Origin of the sequence: Sphingomonas sp. CFBP 13706 (assembly GCF_014842355.1) — a bacterium.
Taxonomy (GTDB): Bacteria; Pseudomonadota; Alphaproteobacteria; order Sphingomonadales; family Sphingomonadaceae; genus Sphingomonas; species Sphingomonas aerolata.
Genome location: NZ_JACYVM010000014.1, coordinates 68,232 through 84,626 on the forward strand (window position 1 = coordinate 68,232; position 16,395 = coordinate 84,626).

General features: G+C 61.9%; 12 protein-coding genes. 6 read left to right on the forward strand and 6 right to left on the reverse strand.

Going from position 1 to position 16,395, the window contains the following annotated elements:
• Positions 1-80: 80 nt before the first annotated feature.
• Entirely contained in the window at positions 81-965 is an 885-nt protein-coding gene (locus tag IFS44_RS18280) for a LysR family transcriptional regulator (RefSeq protein ID WP_192099539.1), read from the reverse strand.
• A gap of 124 nt (positions 966-1,089) precedes the next feature.
• On the opposite strand from IFS44_RS18280, the gene IFS44_RS18285 reads away from it, so the two are divergent.
• Genes IFS44_RS18285 through IFS44_RS18295 form a run of 3 tightly spaced genes read left to right on the forward strand, consistent with a single transcriptional unit; the run spans position 1,090 to position 3,976 of the window.
• Complete coding sequence (locus tag IFS44_RS18285) at positions 1,090-1,983, forward strand: VOC family protein (RefSeq protein ID WP_192099540.1); 894 nt, start codon at positions 1,090-1,092, stop codon at positions 1,981-1,983.
• A 20-nt stretch (positions 1,984-2,003) separates the two neighbouring features.
• On the forward strand, positions 2,004-3,014 hold the full coding sequence (locus IFS44_RS18290; protein WP_192099541.1) for a cupin domain-containing protein: 1,011 nt from the start codon (positions 2,004-2,006) through the stop codon (positions 3,012-3,014).
• A gap of 8 nt (positions 3,015-3,022) precedes the next feature.
• The gene (locus IFS44_RS18295) at positions 3,023-3,976 is read left to right on the forward strand and encodes an ABC transporter substrate-binding protein (protein ID WP_192099542.1); all 954 of its coding nucleotides are present in this window, start codon (positions 3,023-3,025) and stop codon (positions 3,974-3,976) included.
• 112 nt (positions 3,977-4,088) lie between these two features.
• Here the strand turns inward: IFS44_RS18295 and IFS44_RS18300 are convergent, their stop codons facing one another.
• The 5 genes from IFS44_RS18300 to IFS44_RS18320 form a co-directional block, all read right to left on the reverse strand.
• Positions 4,089-7,082: a glycoside hydrolase family 9 protein gene (locus IFS44_RS18300; RefSeq protein WP_192099543.1), complete on the reverse strand. Its 2,994-nt coding sequence runs from the start codon at positions 7,080-7,082 to the stop codon at positions 4,089-4,091.
• 134 nt (positions 7,083-7,216) lie between these two features.
• A complete protein-coding gene (locus IFS44_RS18305; RefSeq protein ID WP_192099544.1) occupies positions 7,217-9,541 on the reverse strand; it encodes a TonB-dependent receptor in 2,325 nt (774 codons plus the stop codon).
• Between the two features lie 147 nt (positions 9,542-9,688).
• On the reverse strand, positions 9,689-11,263 hold the full coding sequence (locus IFS44_RS18310; RefSeq protein WP_192099545.1) for a carboxylesterase/lipase family protein: 1,575 nt from the start codon (positions 11,261-11,263) through the stop codon (positions 9,689-9,691).
• A 692-nt stretch (positions 11,264-11,955) separates the two neighbouring features.
• Entirely contained in the window at positions 11,956-12,207 is a 252-nt protein-coding gene (locus IFS44_RS22395) for a hypothetical protein (protein ID WP_244650423.1), read from the reverse strand.
• Positions 12,208-12,536: 329 nt separating this feature from the next.
• Entirely contained in the window at positions 12,537-13,772 is a 1,236-nt protein-coding gene (locus IFS44_RS18320) for an integrase (RefSeq protein ID WP_192099546.1), read from the reverse strand.
• 348 nt (positions 13,773-14,120) lie between these two features.
• On the opposite strand from IFS44_RS18320, the gene IFS44_RS18325 reads away from it, so the two are divergent.
• The 3 genes from IFS44_RS18325 to IFS44_RS18335 all read left to right on the forward strand — a co-directional run bounded on the left by IFS44_RS18325 (position 14,121) and on the right by IFS44_RS18335 (position 16,217).
• A complete protein-coding gene (locus tag IFS44_RS18325; RefSeq protein WP_192099547.1) occupies positions 14,121-15,008 on the forward strand; it encodes a hypothetical protein in 888 nt (295 codons plus the stop codon).
• Positions 15,009-15,232: 224 nt separating this feature from the next.
• A complete protein-coding gene (locus IFS44_RS18330) occupies positions 15,233-15,919 on the forward strand; it encodes an AAA family ATPase (RefSeq protein ID WP_342212704.1) in 687 nt (228 codons plus the stop codon).
• A gap of 13 nt (positions 15,920-15,932) precedes the next feature.
• Positions 15,933-16,217, forward strand: coding sequence for a CopG family transcriptional regulator (locus tag IFS44_RS18335; protein ID WP_192071964.1), 285 nt, complete (start codon positions 15,933-15,935; stop codon positions 16,215-16,217).
• The last annotated feature ends 178 nt before the right edge of the window (positions 16,218-16,395 follow it).

Genomic DNA, 16,395 nt, shown 5'->3' on the forward strand with positions numbered 1-16,395 from the left:
TGGCGGTGAAGCGACGTGTGATCCTACCTAGGGATAATGTAAAATAGTGGTTTTTAGCATGACCATAGGAATTCGCTATATCACTCGGCTGTGATCGCCGCGAAGAAATCTTGGCCAAGTGCCGACAGCTGCCGCCCCCGTAACGTGCGCACGCCGATGCTGCGGGTGATCGGGACACCGTCGATCGGGATCGCCCGAAGAAGCCCGGTCTGCACCTCCGGCTCGACGACGCCGCGGGGCAGCACGGTGACGCGACGGCCCTGCTGCACGATCGCCTTTGACGTCAGCAGGGAATCGCAGCGTATTACGTCGGCGGGAACTGCGGTTTCCGCAGCGAGGAACAGCGCCTCGATCTGACGGTGGAACGCACCCGCCGCCTGCGGCAATACCCAGCCCAGCCTAGCGACCTCGGGCAGCGACACGCTTGGACCCAGGCCGTCATGCAGCTGTCCGACGATCAGGGAGAACGGATCGCGCGCGATCGAACGTTCATCGACATCCGAGGGTGGCGTCTCGATACCCGTCGTGACCACCGCCACCTCGATCTCGCCACGCCGTAACAGGTCCGTGAGTTGCGCGTCCGCGCGCTCGATCACGGTGAGCGCCATATGGTCGGCACGCTCCATCCGCGCGATCGCGGCGGGGACGAGGCTTACGAGCGCGCCGGGCGTCCCGCCGATCCGCAGTGGGCCCCTGATACCCGCCCCGGCGAGCGCTACCGCGTGTTCCGCCTCCGCGAGCAGTACCTCCATCATCTCTGCACGCCGCCTGAGCGCCTCGCCCGCCGCGGTCAGCGTGATCCCCTGACGCCCGCGCGCGAACAGTCGTCCCTTCAGGCTGCGCTCCAGTTGCGCGATTGCCACTGAAACCGACGGCTGCGAGATGTTGAGCCGCCGCGCGGCTCCGCTGATCGAGTTTTCGAGGCACACCGCAAGAAAGGTGCGCAGCAGTCGCGGATCGATCATGGAGCCATCCTCATTGCCATAGGTTGCGCCTATGCTTCGCGTAAGATTGCGTATTTGCCAAGTATGACGTGGCACCCCCATAGTTCGTCCTGTCGCGAACCGGCGGCGGGAGGGATGAGACGCGATGGGCCAGGACTTTCCGATCACCGGTCTGCGTAGCGTCGACTTCGACGTCCCCGACCTGGAAGCGGCGACCGCCTTCTATACCGACATCTGGGGCCTCAGCCTCGCAGTTCGGAGCGAGGGCACGGTATGGCTGCGGGGCACCGGCAGCGATCCCTATCTGCTCGCACTGCATGCGGCTTCGACACCCGCGATCCGGTCGATGACGTTCCGGGTTGCGCCGAAAGCCGATCCCGAGGCACTCGCAGCCGTGATGGTCGCGCACGGCGCCGAGTTGACGACGCCGCGGACGACGACGGATGAGCCCGGCGGGGGGACGATCGTCGCGGTCCGAGATGCGCAGGGCCGCACCATCCGACTGGTCCAGCACGACACGCGTGTCGCCCCCCTCCCCGCCGATGCCGACCGGCCCGAACGCATCGCCCATGTCAACTTCAACAGCGACGACGTCGACCGCGACGCCGCCTTCTACACGAACGCGCTGGGCTTCACGCTCACTGATCGATCGAAGATGATGGCGTTCGTGCGAACCAACAGCGACCATCATTCCATCGTGATCGCCGACGCGCCGGTCAACACCCTGAACCATGTCGCCTTTCAGATGCCGAGCTGGGAGGGCGTGATGCGCGCCTCCGGTCGGATGGTCGATCACCGCTTTGCGATCGGCTGGGGACCCGGTCGGCACGGACCAGGCAACAACGTCTTCGCCTATTTCGTGGACCCGTTCGGCTTCGTCGTTGAATATACCGCAGACGTTCTGCAGGTCGATGAACACTATCGCGTAGGTCGCCCGCAGGACTGGACTTGGCCGCCGGGCCGCACCGACCAATGGGGGATCGCTCCCCCCAAGACATTGGAATGCAAGGCGGCGCAGCTCGCCATTCCGTTCGCTTGAGACTGCAGGGAGAGGACAACATGACCAACATCGCTAATCGGGGCAGCCTGCCCACCAGCGGCGCCTATGTGCTTCGTGCCGGCGAAGGCCTGTCGCACCTCGTTGCGGGCCAGGTCATCCGCACTCTCGCCGGTATTGATCAGACCGCGGGGGGCTTCGGTGCGGTGGTGGTCGAATGTCCGCTCGATCGCGGGCCAATCCCGATGCACTGGCACGAACGCGAACACGACACCTGGTTCGTCACCCGCGGCCGGTTGCAGGTCTGGGCGGACGACCAGTCGCGTGTGCTCGCACCCGGCGACTTCGCCTATGTCCCACCGCGCGTGACGCACAGCTATCGCAGTGTCGCCCCGCGCACCCAGTTCTTCGGCATCGTCGCGCCCGGTGGTTGGGAACAGTTCTTCGTCGATGCGGGTGAGGTCTGGGGCATGACCGGACTGCCCGCCGACGGGCACCCCTTCGATTTCTCCCGCATGGGTCCGGCGATGGGCAAGCACCGCATCATGCGGGTGGACGATCCCGTCTATGTTGACGCGACTCCGATTGGCGCAGGGGACCAGGCTCTGGTTGCGGATCAGTCGGCCTATTTCCTCGAGGCCGGCTTCGGCACGCGCCACGTCCTGCTCGGTCACCTCTCGACCGCGGTGTTAACTCAGGCGCAAACCGACGGTCTCGTTGACATGCGCGTGATCGAAGGTGGTCGCGACGCCGAAATGCCGACGCTGCGTCACGGCACGACGCACGTCTTCCTCTATCTGCTTGATGGCCAAGTCGAAGTAACGATCGATGGCGAGGAACATCGACTGACAGCGGGCGACGCCGCCAATATCCCCGCCGGCAGTACCTATGCCACGCGCATCCTGAGCGGCAACGCGCGTTGGCTGGCGACCAGCAGCGGCGGTAACGGGGCGGGTCTGTGGCCCACCGCCGGTACGGAGACGGCCGCATTCAGCTTCGCACTGGATAGCGACCATAATTCGGACGCTGCCCGCTTGGGCACCGTTGATGGCGTCGACGTGACGATCGGCTGACGCGGGACATGACGGCACTCTCCATCGGCTGCACCTTCTCCGACCGGATCGAGGCGCTGCTCGACGGGCGCGTACGGATCGCGGGACATGAGACGAATCTTCACGTCGTCGAGCCACAGCGCCTGTTCCGCACCGTGCTCCGCGATGCAGCGTACGACGTCGCCGAACTATCGCTGGCCTCGCACATCGCGGCGGTCGCGGCGGGCCGCCGCGACTATGTCGGCGTTCCCGTCTTCTTGTCGCGCAGCTTCCGGCATGCCAACCTGTACATCCGCACCGACCGAGGCATCGACCGGCCCGAGGATCTCGCGGGACGAACCATCGGGCTGGTCGACTGGCAACAGACCGCGGGCCTCTGGCTGCGTGGCCTGCTCGCCGACGAGCATGGCGTATCGCGCGAATCGATCCGTTGGATAGCCGCCGGACTGCATGCGCCGGTGCTGGACGATCGCGCCGCCATGTCGCTGCCGGCCGGCATCCGCCTCGAACGATCCCCTGCGACACTCGACACGCTATTGGGCGACGGCGCGATCGATGCCGTCATCAGCCCCGGCGCGCCACGCAGCTTCCTTAGGCAGACAGCCCCAGTTGCAAGGTTATGGGCTGACCCACGCGCGGCGGAGACCGCCTATTGGCGACGCACTGGCCTCTTCCCGATCATGCACATCCTTGTCGTCCGGCGCGCCCTCGTCGAGGAGGAGCCGGGACTCGGCGAAGCCCTGTTCGCAGCCTTCGAGGAGGCTCGGAACCTAGCAGCCGCTGACTTGGTTTCCCGCGACTTCCCCAAGCTCACCCTTCCCTGGCTTAACGACCACGCAGCCGCTAGCCGCGACGCGCTCAATGGGGATCCGTGGACCTACGGAATGGAGGCGAACCGCAGCGTTCTGGAAACCATGCTGCGCTACGCACAAGCCGACGGTTTGACCAACCAGCTCCTGCTGCCTAGCGAGCTATTCAGCTAAACCCGTTGCCTGCTGTCCGGTGGACGATCACACTCCCACGGCTCCCATACACGACATGCTCTGCGTCATTGCCGCGAGCGGCATGCGGCATTCCTTCCTGCGCGCCTAGCGCTCACAGACTCCTTGCTAGTGCGCTGCCAATCAGTTCGAAGTGTTCTCTGGCATCGCGACCAACCTGCGCGACCACCAGCCACGGTGATGCCGTATCCGTAACGGTCACTGCACATCCTATAGAGGTTGGTCGATCCGCCGCCAGATCAACGCTGAGTTCCGTCCATTCCGTCGATATGTTGGCTGATCTCAGGCACAGCAGGTGGCGCCCGGCACCACGGGCGGTCAATCTTATACCCTTCGGGCTACCCGGTTTGCCCTCCCATGTCATCTGCAGATCCACGGAGTTCGCAGGATCCAAGATCAACGTACGCGGTCCGGGAACCAGCGTCACGCTGCGCGTAGCACTACCGAACCGGACCTCGTAGATGCCGGGCGCAAGATTGAGCTCGTAACGGCCCGGACGCACGCTCGAGACATCGCCCGTCGCGACATTCCTGAACATTGCCCCGGGAGAGCTACCTTCGACGACCGCTCGGCCGCAGACCCCTGCAAGACTTGCGGCGAGACGAGCGCTGGAAGCGACCCATATCTCCTTGTAAGGGAATACCGCGTTCTGCCCCCACGCGGGGGAATCGTTGCGGTAGGAATTCATACCGACTGACAGGCCGCCCACCATGTTCGGTAGCGACACCGTAAAGTTCTGCCACCAGTCATACCCCACACCGTACACCAGCGACCGGGAAAACGGGTTGGCGCCCACCACCCATTGGATCTGGCGCTCCCCGAGCCGAAGTAGATCCAGATCCTGACGGACTCTCGCCGCAGCTAGCAGTCCGATGGTCTTGGTAAGTTGGACAGCGGTACCGCCATGACGGACATGGTCGGTCCATAGCGGAAATGTCCGAAGGCGCTGGTTCGGCGAAAGATATGTGCCGGCGTCATACATGGCGCCAATCTGCCGCCGAATGTTCTCGGGCGTCGGTGTAGATGGGTAGACGGGGCTTGGTCTGCCTGCGAACATCTTCGCGCCGAAGTCCTCGGGCATCGGCTGATCCAAGTCGCTTTTGCGCCAGACGGCAGACGGCAGATGATGGAACGGTCGCGACGCTTCGGCACCCCGTTCGCAGAAATAGGTCGCATAGGCGGCAAGGCCGGTGCGCCATTCAATCCAATCGGGATGGTTGGGCAACGCCTCGCACAGCGCAGCCAGGCCGAGCAGTGCACCTTCCTCGAAGCTGTTGGGCGCGCCACTGGTGCGTTGCTGATCGTGAAGTATACGGGTCTTTGCCGCATCCTCGTAGAAGTAGCCGGTAACGGGACTTCCCTCGATGAAGCGCCTTTCTTGCATATCCAGAAGCCATGCGCCGTACTTCGCTGCAGCGTCCGCGTAGCTTTGCTTTCGCGTAGCCGAATAAAGTTCGACAGCGGCCAGGACTACGTAGCCGACCTCGTTCTGCCACGGCTGAACGTGCCAATCCGGAGGTCCGTTCTCGTGAACAGGTGCACTACGGACGCTCAGGACCGTGGCGAAATCCTCTTCCGCCGCCTTCAACAGTTCCGCTGCGAACTCGGGTTCGCTCGTCCGCAGCCGACGCGAACCCTTGGCTGACGCCAGGGCCGCCGTGATGTTGAGAAAAACACTGGAACCGACCTGATCGAGGATGATGTCGTCGTCCGTGCCGACTTTGCCATCGGTGAAATATGTGTGGCCGCCCCTCAGGCTGCGGACGCCAGCTCCAAATCGCATCCTGGCAACCCACTCCAATCCCCACTTGGCCTCCTCAAGCGCGCGCGAGGCCAAGTCTGGAGCACTCGACAGGAGCGCGTCGTGCAGGTCCAGCAAGGCGCAGACGGAGACGTGGGTGTTCTCCGTGTCCTGGCTCAGATTCGCGGCATCATGCCAACCACCTCCGACCACCCGAGTTTCCGACCCGTGACGCACCAGGACGTCGCAATGGCAGGCGTCGTGCGCGTCGGGTACCGCATATCCGCAGCGTAAGCCGTAAAAGCCATTCAGCGTCGCCTGCACCAGTTCGCGCCACGGATCGTCGTTGATGGGGAATGCATCGGTCTCGAAGCCGGCCACGCGTAGCCTGTAGACGCCGACCGCACTGAATGCGCCGAAATCATAGATATCGTAGCTGGCGCGACGGGTTCGCAGCTTCGTGACCGGAAAGGTCGCCGCGACCCTGCCGTCCCCGTCGTGCAGCAGCTCGAACCGTCGCACCGCCGAGCTCCGTCCAACGGCGACCTTGGGTGCTTCGCGCCGGTATCCGACATGGCTGTATGCAATCTTCGCGGGCGCGATGGACCATCCATCGACCTGCTCGACATCGACCCGCTCAACCCGGATGTCATCCAGATCTAGCGAAAGGCCGCTTTTCACCTTGGCGAAGGGCAGTCCCCATACGGGAACGAATAAGGTGATCTCCGACACCCGATCGCGGGCATGCTCTGGAATCTCCCACGTGAGATGATTCCACTCGCCTTGCTCCAGGTCGGCGAAATAATGGACGGAGATCGGATCGCTCGGTCCCGCGGGTGCGCCCAAGCACGTGAATTCGAGGCAAAGGCTGTTGATCGGATTGCCAGTCGGATGGACGTAGCACCAGAGCGACAGCCGGTTGAACCTGGACCAATCCTGCGGCGGATCGAGTGCGAGCCTTGCGGCGGGGGCAGCCGGGAGCTGGTCGAAGAGCGCTGCATCGCCGGCGAACGACCCGTTCGGCCGCCGATTGGCCCGTATGTACCCTTCGTCTCTCTGCTGGGTCGTGAATCGCAGCGAGCGGCTTCCGACCCGTGCGCGGTCAGTGGTGTATCGCAGCGACACGGGGGACGATGGCGTCCAGCGTTTCGCGCTTTCCATATCATCGATCGACAGGCTGTCATGGACCGGCTTGCCCCGCACCTTCCGGTCGAGCGACCGGCGCATGTCCGCCCGCATCATCGGGTATGCCGACCATGTGAAGCGCGATGCCGGCGCGTGAGATTGCGCCGCCCTTGGCAGGATAAGTCGCTTGGGTAATGCTGCGAAAACCGGAGCGGCGATCACCGATGCCGTACCTAAGAGAAGACGTCGTCGACTGCATGTCAGCATGTTGCTCAGTTCCCACCGGGTGTTTGCCGTCGTCGACCCGAGGACCCTAACCGGCCCCCGGGCTCGGCCGCCAAACGTCATGGAGATGTCTAGAATCTGCCTTCCAGGTTGAGGCCGACCGATCGGAAAGACTGTGCTCCGAGCATCTGACCGTAGTTTCCCGCATTGGGGAATGCCGCCTGCAGCAGGAACGGTTGATGCTCATTCGTCAGGTTGCGAACGAACACCGCGGCTGACCAGCGGTCGTTCGCATCGCGGATGCCCAGGCGGCCGCCCACGATCCAGTTTGCGCGGTAGGACAGCATCGGATCGGAAGATGCGGCATAGGGCGTCCGCGACCGGTAGACGGCGTCAGCGCTCAGGAAGCCTTGCAGCGCCGACGACAGGGGCTGGGAATATTCCGCCGACGATGCGAACTTCCACCGCGGGCTGTTGACCAGCTGAGCACCGCTGATGTCGGTCTGGTCCGACGCGAGGTAGGGACCGCCGGTGACGCTGCGCTTCGGGTAGGTTGCCGGGTTATAGATCAGGCCCGCGTTGATCGTCAGGTTCTTCGTCACCTGACCGAACAGATTGGCCTCGATACCCTTAGACTTGATGCCGTCGATATTCGTCGTCGTGCAGCTCAGCAAACCGGTGGCTTGGGTCGAGCAGGTCTGCCCCTGATAGCCGTCGACAGTGGTGTAGAACGCGCTGACGTCCAGGACCGCGCGGCGATCGAACAGCGCCGTCTTGAGACCGATCTCGTACGCGGTTGGTATCTCGGGATTGATGAGGGTGTTCGGCGTGCCGGGGGGGCTCCCGACCGGTGGAGTGGCGAACTGCGCACCCTTGTACCCGCGCGCGACCGTCGCATACGTCGTCAGCGCGCGGTCCATCTCGTACTGCAATCCGAAGCGCCACGACGTATTGTCGATCTTCGATCGCGATGCCGAACGCACGCCGGCCGGGTCGAAGCTGTACTGGGAGAGATTTTCCCGGGTGTAGCGTCCGCCGGCGATCACCCCTAGTCGGTCGGTGACATGATAAGTCGCTTGGCCAAAGACCGCATGCTGCGTATCTCGCGTTCCGCCGGGCGTGCTGATGTTCCGAACTAGGACCAACGGGGGTGCGCCAAGCGCGAAGACATCTCCGATGACGAGTTGGGCTCCACCTGCCGTCGTGGATTTCAAACTCGAGTAAAAGACGCCTACGGTGTATTCCAACCTCGCACCTGTCCGTGATGCAACGCGAAATTCCTGAGTGAAGAGATCAGTCGGCTTTGGGTCGGGGGTTCCGACGCTCTGCACCAGAGTTGGCGCTACGGCAGGAGGCGGGGCGAAGAAGGCGTTTGTAAGGCGGAACACGTCTTCCACGGTATTTGGCGCCGAACGCTGGCGCCGCGCCGCTGTGATCGACGTGAGTGTGGAGGACCCGAAATCGTAGGCGATCGTTGCGGAGCCGCCGAAGTTCTCACCGCCACTGCGCCCTTCGATCGTGCTGCAGTAGTCGCGATTCCCCGGGCTGGCCACGACAGGCGTCGCCGTCGCGCCAGGAGCAGGACGGCAGTTCGCCAACGCCGTGGCGAAGGACGGCGTCGCACTGCGGACCGTGAAGAAGTCATCGTATCCGCCCGTTGTTCTGTTGAAGTCGGCGTTGAGATCTATCTGCAATGCTTCGGTCGGCGCGATCAGCAATCGTGCGCGCGCGCTGTAGCCGTTATGAGCATCCAGCGAGCCGTCGAGGGCGTTGCGGCCCGGTCCTTGGCGCAAGTCGACGATGCCTGACAGGCGTAAGCCGGCAATGCTGCTGATCGGGATGTTCAACCCGCCCGAAATCACCTGCTGACCATAGCCGGTGGATCCTGCGAAGCCTTCGTCGGAAAGCTGCGCCCGCACCTGGCCGCTGAATTCCGTGAAACTCGGTGCCTTCGTCGTGATGTTGATGACGCCTGCCGATGTCGTCAGGCCGAACAGGGTCCCTTGCGGCCCCTTCAGGACCTCGACGCGCTGGACATCGAACAGCTGGGAGATGTTGACGCTACCCTGGCTGACGCCATCCACGACGACGCCGACTGCCGCGGAGGCGCCGATCCCGAACGTCTGGGTTCCCAAGCCGCGGATTTGTCCGCCACCGCCCAGGTTCTGTCCGGGAGCCTGATTGATCTCGAGGGAAGGCGTCGTCCGGCTCAGGTCCGCGAGAGTGTTGACCTGCTGGCGTGCAAGTTGCCGATCGTCGATGACGGAGACAGACGCGGGAACGTCAAGGATCCGCTGCTCCCGCTTCTGCGCCGTAACGACGATGTCAGCTCCGGTCTCCGTATCGACCGCTTCGGCGCCAGCAGTCTGCGCCGGCTGCTGGGCGTGCGCCGCTGTGGCCAACGCCAAGAAGCTGCAACAACCCGTTGCCAAGCCGAATAGTTTTACGTTGTACATGCAATCCTCCCTGTGTTCGCTACTGATCTTTCGACGTAAGAGCGTGAGGACTGTTCGTCCGCACTGCGCTTCCGCTGTCAGCTGCTCAAGCATCACCAATGACAGGTCGATACGCGCGCCGGCATATCTGCCGGCGCGGATGCAGCATCAAAAGAGGCTCAACGCTCCGCCGCCCGCCACATATTCACGCAATGCTGCCAAGCGCTCGGGAGTCGATACGGCCGGCGCGACCTCCGCCGGCACCGTCAGTTTCAGGACCGATGGTGTGCCCGCCCTTGCCTTCGGCCAGTTAGGGAGTCCGGGTCCGTTCGGATTGCCAGTACGCGCAAAATTGAGCCAGTAGTTCTGCATCTGTCGGGATATCTTGGTATCGATCGCCGTGTAGGGCCGCAGTTTCGTGTCGGTATTGCCAAAGACATAAGGAACCTCAGCGGTGTGAAACGCGCCGAAATCCGGTCCACTCGCGACCGGGATGTGCCGTGTGAACAAGTAACGGTAGATGGGTTCGCCAGCCGTGGCGGTACGCTTCTCCGTCCACAGGATCAACGACGCCATGTACCGATCGCGAGCCAAGACGGCGCCGGACTCTGTGGCATCCGCGTCCGTCTTGTGCGGGTAAAGGGCGAGCACGCGTTCCGCCTGCGGTCCGAAGCGCGCGCGTACCATCGCCTCGAACTGGCTCACCGTCGTCGGCTTGGGAAGGCCCGCCTCTTCGGTATTGAAACCGGTCAGCAACGGTGCCGTGACCTGCGACTGCTCCGGATGCGCGCCCGGATCGGTCACTACCATGTGATTGTCGATGACCGGACCGAAGCGAATCTTCGGCTTGTCGGCCGGCGGGGGCGGACCGAAAGGCAGAAACACACCGTCCAGAACCTTATCAACTGGCAATGCGCGCATTTCAGCGGGCGTTTTCGCCCCGAGGTAGGAAGCAAAGGTCACACCGTTGGCTTCGGCCTCGGCAAGCCCCGTTCCGTCGAGCCCGAGCCCGGACCCGCTCTGTGCGATTGCCTGGCGGAACTTGCCGCGCGAAAGTGGTGACGCGAGCAGATAGTGAACTGAGGCGGCACCCGCGGATTGACCTGCGATCGTCACATTCGCGGGATCACCGCCGAAGTTGGCGATATTACGCTGTACCCAATCCAGTGCCGCGACCTGATCGAGCAAACCGTAGTTACCCGAGGAATGGGCGGGATCCTCCGCCGAAAGTGCCGGATGGGCGAGGAATCCTAGCGGCCCCAGGCGATAGTTTATCGTTACCACGACCATGTCGCGTTCAGCCAGCTTGGCGCCGTCGTAGATAGGCACACCGCCGGCCCCGCCGCCAAACCCGCCGCCGTGGATCCAGACGAAAACGGGCAGCTTCTTGCCCGTTGCCTTTGGCTTCCACACATTTAGAAATAGGCAGTCCTCGCTGTTGGGCGGAGTTTTGGTGAACTCGACGGTATAGGGGCCACCATTTCCGGGGAATTGTGGCTGAGGGCAGCTGCCACCGAATGCCGTTGCTTGCCGTGTCTTAGTCCACGGAACCACCGGCTGCGGCCCACGCCAGCGGTTCGGGCCGATCGGCGGAGCGGCGAACGGGATGCCACGAAAGACCTCGATGGAGCCTTCGGTTGCGCCGGCCACGCGGCCTGTGTCAGTTCCGATTGTTTGCGCCAGCGTTGGCGCACTGACCGACATAAGCAGCGTAAGCCAAAGCATCCGATGTTGCGTTTTCATATGCGATCCTCCCATGTGCCAGCCTCGATGGGCCAACTTATTGAACACAGGATGTTGCAAGCCCTCCATCAGGTCAAATCGCGATATTTATATGTCGCATAGTCCCAGACTATGGAAAAACGTTCATCAGTACTAGACGAATGGTACCATTACTGTTCCTCCGGAGCTGAAGTCACCAGTTATAGGCCGTTTGTCGACATAGGACCAAACTCGCGACAACCAGGATCGTAAACCATCGATCAAAGAGCCTATATCTGCTCTAGTTCGAGTCACTACCAAGCTACTTCGCGCTCGAAGATATGTAGCATATTTGGTCAAACCGCACTTTCTGCGGCGAAGCTCGCAATCGCCATTCCCTGCTCTGCCGTTCCAGCTACCAAGCCTCCCTGTATGACCATAAGCATGTGATGACAGACGTGCTTTGAGCCACGATGATATACGTTCGACTACGCCGATGCGTCGAGTAAAACACCGGTGCGGCTGGCTCACCGCCCCGTCGTGCTAACTGACACGGTTACCGACGCCGCGACGGTCAGGCGTATGTTGGACGCGCTCGAGGACCATCAAACAGTTGGCGCTGATATCGCTCTGAACGATATCGCAAGACCGCCGGGCCCAAGGCAACACACAACGTCGCCCTGTTCGCCGAACATCCCGGCGAGATCGAGTGACTGCAACTGGCAATCAGGGCGTCACCGCCCTTCCCGCCGAGAATCGTCGCTGATATTCGGACGGGGACAGGCCGACGATGCCACAATCTTGATCAAGCTGTCGCAAACGAGAAGCGGGTAATCGATGCCGCGCCCGACGCCGGGGAGATGGTCGTGGATTTCCAGCACGAGACGCCGGATTTGGACGACGCACCGTTTGCTGTCGGCACGAATGGCACGCACATCATCCAAGCCGTCGCGCCAGTCGAAGGCGAAACGGTCTTGACCAAGCATTATCGAACTCGTTCCGGGACAATGGTCTAAAATCGCTGTTGGATGACGCTGGCGTCGAGCACGTCGTGATCGTCGGCGCGATGGAGCCACATGTGCATCGACGTGACAGCATCTGCCGCATTCGATTTCGGTTACGGCTTCATCCAAGGAAACTTGGGTGCCCTTTTCGCTGGCCATCGTACACTTTGGTGTAAGTAGGGGTGGCAATCGAAAAACAGCAAGATCGTTCCGCAGTGACGTGCCTAGAGGCCTTGCGGCATTCGTAGGAACCGTACGTTCATGGCAGTGCTCCCCTCTGGTTACGGTGATCGGAGTAGCACGATAACCCGTTAGCTTCGGATACGGGACAGTACGCGCGCTGCGACGTTGCTCCTGGCTGCAAGCTTCCGCCCATAGCGCAGCGCGGTCGACGGTGAAGACCAGCGCAGCGCCTGCGCAATGCCAACGCCGTCCTCCCCGGCTGCGAACAGATCCTGCGTGAGGCCTACGCGCAACGAATGGCTGGACAGCGCTCGCGCTGCATGTTCGACCTTCGCGATCGGCATCTCGACCAGCCCTTGATCAAATGCACTCAGCGCCACCCGCCGATAGATCCCGTTGACGCCCTGCCGGCTCAGTGAGGCCGTACCAACGGTATACACCGTCCGCGCTGGCTCGGCCCTCTTGCCCTTCAGCTTCTCCTGCCAGTGCCGCGTGTGCCCGGGAATCGCTTCGTACGCCATCGGCGGAACCGCGGCGCGCAAACGGCGCCGATCGACCCCGACGCGGCGGAAGACGGGCCCCTCGGTAATCGCACTCGCGACCAGCCAGGCGCCGACCCGGCGCATCGTGTCGGCGGACAGCCAGCCCCAGGTCCCCTGCCCTTCCTGATCGGTCTTGGATGATGGAATGAACAGGAGCGCCGAGCCATCGCTGTGCGGATCGATGTGCGCGACGGTGACGGCGACAAGCTCGCTGACGCGCAGTCCCGCATCATAGCCGAGTGAGAGCAGCGCTGCGTCGCGCAAGCCCTGCAGATCGCCGCCACAGGCGCCGAGCAAGGCAGTAAGCGTGAACCCCTTGGTATGGGGATCTAGCGAGGTGCCGAAACGCAACGGGGCAGCCTGGCGTTGGGCAGCGCCACGACGCCGGCGCAAGCCCTTGAGCGCGGCGCGGACCATGACGTGGCTGGTGGGCGCATGCCCCCTCTCCTGCAGGCCTGACAGGCCGTGTGCCGTGGCGAGACTGGCAACCCGCCGGGCGACCGTGGCGGGCTTGGCGCCCCGCGCCTCGAGCATGGCAATGTAGCGGACCAGGTTTTCGGGCTCGGCGGGCAGCGGGGCGCCACGGATGTCCTCACACCAACGCAGATAGCAGGCTAGATCCGACGCCAGCGCCGCCTTGCTGGCTGCTGCCATAGCGCCAAGCTGCGCGGCAAAGCCGATCTCGCTGACAGGGCCGGCATCAGCGGGCAGCGCAAGGCCCAGCAACCGGGTAACCCGGGCATCGATCGGCTCGACGATCCCACGCCGCGCGCGGACTGGCAGCTCTTCCCCGTCGGTACGATGGACGACGATCTCGCTCATACCGCACCTGCCCGCTGGTCCGTTTTACCCTGCATTTCGCCTGTGTAGCACATCCCTATAGTTACCATAATGTCCGATTATGGTAAGTGATCACAATTGCCAAAAGGTGCTGCCTAGTAATTTTAGAATTACTAGCGCATTACCTTTGCGATGCCTTTCCTTGATCTCATTTCGCTTGGATACGCGTTCGGTCGACTGGCTGGCGCAGTGCGCTTTGCGTCCCCTGAAATCCGCAGCGTTGCCCGCTTGGCAGCCGTTGCCGGCGCATGGCGTGCGTATCGGCGCGACGCCGGCGGCGGTGATGTCGGCCCTGCGCACCAGCCAAGCAGCGATCCTAGCTCGGTCCTAATGACCGACGACCCGCGCCGCGACGCTGTCGTACTTTGGCTCGCTGCCAACGGTGTGTCGGCAATCGCGGAAGCGGCCACAACCATTGTTCGCATGGTCAACGCGACGCGTGGTTTCGACGCCGATGCGCTGGCGTTGCTCAACGCCGCCCACGACGCGGTGGGGCAGGTGCCTGCCGGTGGCCCCCTCACCCGAGCCTGTGGACTGGCCGACTTTGGTCCAGATCATCCGCTTCAGGGACTGACTTGTGCCGCTGCTGCGGTCGACAATCTGATCACCACGCCGGATTTTGCCGAAGGTCACGGACATGACGCCGTAATCTCCCTGCCCTCTCGATCAATGCGTCAATACGTTGCGGCTGAGCCTGCTGGATGCTGGGCCCTAAACCTTACGCTTGTCGCTCGCGGCACCGTGCCGTCCGTCACGGGGATCATCCCGCGTACAGCATTTCGCCTTGATCTTGAGGACACTGAACGATCAGCTGCTCTTATTGACCATAGCAGTCATGCGGCATTGGGAGCGCTTTCGGAGTTGGAGCGCATCGAGGCCGCACTCGTCCGCGGTCGCGACTCACTCGCCGGCTTATCCCGCAACGCGCGCGCGCGCGACGCGTGGGCGCTCATTGTTGCGGCAGGCCCGCTGCGGCGGGTCCAGCTTGCACGGGCGCTAAGTCTGTCTCGAGCCGGGGCCGATATTCAGGCGGATGCGCTCGCTCGTGCCGGTCTTGTTACCCTCGCAGCAGGCGGTCGTATTCAACCGACGCAACGTCAGCTTTTGGTCGAGCAACCCGCTATCCTGGAGGACGGGCCGCTGGCCCTTGCCACGGCCGACCTCGATGCAAGCATGGCTGATATCGATCGGTTGTTGGAACGCTCTAGTCGTCTTTGATCGTCACACATCTCGGTGATCCGTTCGGCTTTCAACTACCAGTGGCAACCGGTCAGATCTACAGCAGATCAGATCAATAATCGTCTATCACACCCCCACGAACCGGATGGCAGCATCGTACGAGCCATTGCAAAAAGCATGCAATACAGTGTGCTTTAATATCCAAAAGAGTGAATTCCGATTTAACAGATTGACGCAATAAACTCAGGCGAATACGTATCGTCGTGTTAATATCCTTTTGGGGTACATTTGTGATTATAACGATAGGAAATACGAAGGGTGGCGTGGGAAAAACCACCTTAGCGGTGCAGATAGCAATTTCTCGAGCACTCTCTGGCCGTGATGTGTGGCTTATTGACGGTGACCGTCAGGGAACAGCAGCTGCGGCTATCGCAGCACGGGCACAGTCTGGGCGGCTTCCGGGAATTGCCTGCGCTCAGTATCCTGATGGCCCTGCGTTACGTGCTCAGGTGCAGCAGCAGCGACACAAGTGGCAGGAGATAATAATTGACGCTGGAGGACGCGACTCCACCGCACTTCGTGCGGCTCTCGTGCTCTCCGACGTACTGCTCGTGCCGTTTGCCCCGCGGTCGTACGACGTATGGGCGCTGGATGACATGGCTTCACTTATCGATGAGGCTAAGAGTGTGCGAGATGGCCTTCGGTGTTTTGCCGTGATGAACCAGGCGGACCCAGGCGATAAGTCAACGGACAACGCTGAGGCGGAAGCTGCGGTGAAGGATGTTCCTCAGTTCAAATACCTCCCGTCCCCAATTAGGCGCAGAAAGGCCTTTAGCAACGCTGCCGGTGCGGGCCTCGCAGTCTCCGAATTACCCAGCAGGGATGTTAAAGCAACCGGCGAGCTGAACATGCTAATTTCATCGCTTTTTAATGTTATAATACAATTATAAGGACTGGTTCGCCATGGCAATCACTCAACGGCCAAAATTGGCTGGCAATACCCTGAAAACCGCGGCGCAAGACGCATTTATTAGCGGAGCGCCAGATGGTTCGACGGTAACAAAAGCGGCGGGAGCGGAATACGAGAAGGGGATTAAGAAGGGAAATAAACGGCAGATTACGTTGACGATCGCGCCGGAACTGCTCGAGCGGGTAGATCAAATCGCTAATCGAACGGGACAGGCAAGGGCGGCGGTTATTAACATGGCTATATATCAAGCAATTGAAGGTGACCTGTTCAAGTCGTAAGGCACTGTTTTCTATTATATTACCATTGACACACATTATTTATTAATAGACGCCTGTAGAAAGTATCTGTTGAGCCCTGCTACTCGATAGCTGATGTGTCTTACCAGTAGCGCATTCGACTTAGGTGTTTGATCCCACGGTTTGATGGTGCGATCCTTTCGTTGGAATGGAAGGAAGC